Here is a 2,977-nt window from a genome sequence, read left to right on the forward strand (position 1 = left end):
TATTGGGCGGGTTCAACTGGTCGATGCAACACCGGGTGGTTTGAGTGAGCGTAGTTGCTCTTCGAAGACCTCGGCGGGTGTCTTCCAGTTGAGGACCTTGCGAGGCCGATTGTTGAGTGCGTGAGCGACGGCTTCGAGGTCTTCGGCGGACCAGCGCGATAGGTCAGTGCCTTTGGGGAAGTACTGTCGCAGTAGGCCGTTGGTGTTCTCGTTCGTCGGTCGTTGCCAGGGGGAGTGCGGGTCGGCGAAGAACACTTTCGTTCCCGTGTCTAAAGCGAACTGCGCGTGGCCCGAGAGTTCCTTCCCGCGATCCCAGGTCACGGTCTTGCGTAGTTGTTCGGGCAGCTTGGTGATCGACGCCGTCAGGGCGGCGTTCATCGAGACGGCCCCGTAGCCGCCGAGCGATGGCCCGTTCTTCACGTATGGCTTCTCGCCCCAACCCTTCATGCGTGGCAGATGCACCAGGAGCGTGGAGCGGCTACTGCGCTCGACGAGTGTTCCGATCGCTGACCTGCCCGTCCCGATGATCAGGTCACCTTCCTTACGTTTCTGGAGGGGTGATTTAGGACTGTCGTAGAGTCCTGGGCGCTCTCCTTGGGGCAGCGGGTATGGCTGAGATCTCCTTGCCGTGCTGACGCGGTCGTGTCGGTGACGGCTCACTGGGAATGGCCGCCCGTTGTCCCGCTGGTGGCTCGACCGCTCATTGAGACTCGCGCGAACGGATCGTTGGGTAAGGACGTGCCGGCGCGGCTGCCGTTCAAGGAGAACCCCTTTCGGTCGCGACGTGCGAGGTGGACGATGACAGCGGTGTGGGCGGGGATCGACGCGGGGAAGCGGGCGCACCATTGCGTCGTCATCGACGGAGCGGGGCGTGTGTTGCTGTCGAGGCGGGTGGACAACGACGAGGCCGCGCTCAATGAGTTGATCGAGGTGGTCCTGGGACTTGCCGGCGCGGGGGAGGTGGTGTGGGCCACCGACCTCAACGCCGGTGGTGCTGCGCTGCTGATCGCGTTGCTTGCCGATCGTGGCCAGTATCTGTTCTATATTTCGGGCCGCATCGTTCACCACGCGGCGGCGACCTACCGCGGCGCTGGCAAGACCGACGCGAAAGACGCACGGATCATCGCTGACCAGGCCAGGATGCGTACCGATCTGCAGCCGGTGCGCGCCGCCGACCAGATCAGCACCGACCTGCGGCTGCTCACCGCCCGACGCACCGACCTGGTCTTCGACAGGGTGCGTGCGATCAACCGGCTGCGGGCCACGATGCTGGAGTACTTCCCCGGCCTGGAGGCAGCGTTCGACTACTCCAAGAAGGCCCCGCTGATCCTGGTGTCGGGCTACCAGACCCCGGAGGCGATCCGGCGGCTCGGCGCCTCCGGGCTGGCGGCCTGGCTCACCAGCCGCGGCGCGCGAAATCCCAAAGCCGTCGCGGCCAAGGCCGTCGAAGCGGCGGGCGCCCAACGCACTGTGCTGCTCACCCAGGCCACCGGTGCGCAGCTCGTCGCGCAGCTCGCCGAGCAGATCATGGCGATCGACGTCGAGGTCGCCAAAATCGACGCGCAGATCACCGAACGGTTCACCCAGCACCCCGACGCGGACATCCTTGTCAGCATGCCCGGATTCGGCACCGTGCTGGCCGCCACGTTCCTGGCTAACACCGGTGGTGACCTCAGCGCGTTCGAGACCGTGGACCGACTCGCCTCGGTCGCCGGACTCGCCCCGGCGCCGCGAGATTCCGGCCGCATCAGCGGCAACCACCACCGACCCCGCCGCTTCAACCGGCGCCTGCTGCGCACCTGCTACCTGGCAGCGCTGTCCAGCCTCAAACCCAGCCCCGCCAGCCGAACGTTCTACGACCGCAAACGAGCCGAAGGCAAAACCCACAAACAAGCCCTCATCGCCCTCGCCAGACGCCGCATCACCACCCTGTGGGCGATGCTGCGCGACCGCACCCTCTACCAAGAACCAGCCCCCGCCAGCACCCCCTCGGCCGCTTGACAAAAGCATTGAGATTCCCAATGGCCAGGGACGGCTCGGTCCTCGGCGTCGGCCGGACGCTCACTGAGGACGACGTCGGCGGTGACGTGCCCTTGGGCTTTGTTGCGTGACCGCGCCCTGGGCTCCCGCAACGCCCGGCCCGTGCGCAGACATGTGACCAGGTCGCGCTTGAGCGCACCGCGCCCTTCGATGAACAGCGACTGGTAGATCGCCTCGTGGCTGATACGCATGGACTCATCATCGGGGAAGTCGACCTTCAGCCGATGCGCGATCTGCTGTGGGCTCCATGCCGTCGACCACCGCCGGTCTTGACGGTGAGGCTTGTTCAGCCCCTTCCACGGCGGCGTCGTAGGGCCCCGGACGATCGTGCCGTCAGGGCGGCGGACGTTGCCGGCGAGCCGCTGCTGGGTGTACTCCCGCAGCCGTTCGTTGCTGGCCAGCTTCGCCGTCTTCGGCCGCTTCGCTGCCTGCTGTGCCTTCCACTGCGCCACCACGGCGCGGTAGACCGGCTTGCCGCCCCTGGTCGCGGCGTTGCGCCGCAGCTCGCGTGACACCGTTGCGGGGTCGCGGCCGATCGTGCGGGCGATCTCGCGCACGCCCTTGTCCTGGACCTTGAGCAGCGCGATCTCCTCACGCTCGGCGAACGACAAGTACCGGCCCGTGGGCTCGTCCAAGCTCAGCGGTCTCATCCCGCCAGCGTGTCGAAACCAGCGGATCCCGACCGGCGCCGACACGCCGACGCCCTCGGCGGCCTGAACCGTGGTGATCCCCGTCGCGATCAGACGCCAGAACTCCCGCTGCACAACGCGCGATGGCTCGGGCCGGCCAGGCGAGCGCATCGGCGCCCGCATTGCCCTATCAGCGGCCCACTGCCGTCTCGCCCCCTCCGGTGGCTGCGGCAACTGCTTCCTCGGTCGTCCCATCCAACACCTCCATGATCGAGGTGTTGCGACGACCAGTTGAATCCGCCTTGGGC

Annotated in this window: 1 protein-coding gene and 2 pseudogenes; 1 reads left to right on the forward strand and 2 read right to left on the reverse strand. The window is 67.0% G+C overall.

The genetic code is table 11. The features are described 5' to 3' along the window. Positions 1 to 12 precede the first annotated feature (12 nt). Positions 13 to 540, reverse strand: a pseudogene (locus tag ABD287_RS18225) (IS30 family transposase); the annotation flags it as partial. 258 nt (positions 541 to 798) lie between these two features. Here ABD287_RS18225 and ABD287_RS18230 point away from each other — a divergent pair. After that, on the forward strand, positions 799 to 2,001 hold the full coding sequence (locus ABD287_RS18230; RefSeq protein WP_344174744.1) for an IS110 family RNA-guided transposase: 1,203 nt from the start codon (positions 799 to 801) through the stop codon (positions 1,999 to 2,001). Between the two features lie 14 nt (positions 2,002 to 2,015). On the opposite strand, the pseudogene ABD287_RS18235 reads toward ABD287_RS18230, so the two are convergent. Further along, positions 2,016 to 2,852, reverse strand: a pseudogene (locus ABD287_RS18235) (transposase); the annotation flags it as partial. Between the last annotated feature and the right edge of the window lie 125 nt (positions 2,853 to 2,977).

The organism is Pilimelia columellifera subsp. columellifera (assembly GCF_039532605.1).
In the GTDB taxonomy this organism is placed as follows: Bacteria; Actinomycetota; Actinomycetes; order Mycobacteriales; family Micromonosporaceae; genus Pilimelia; species Pilimelia columellifera.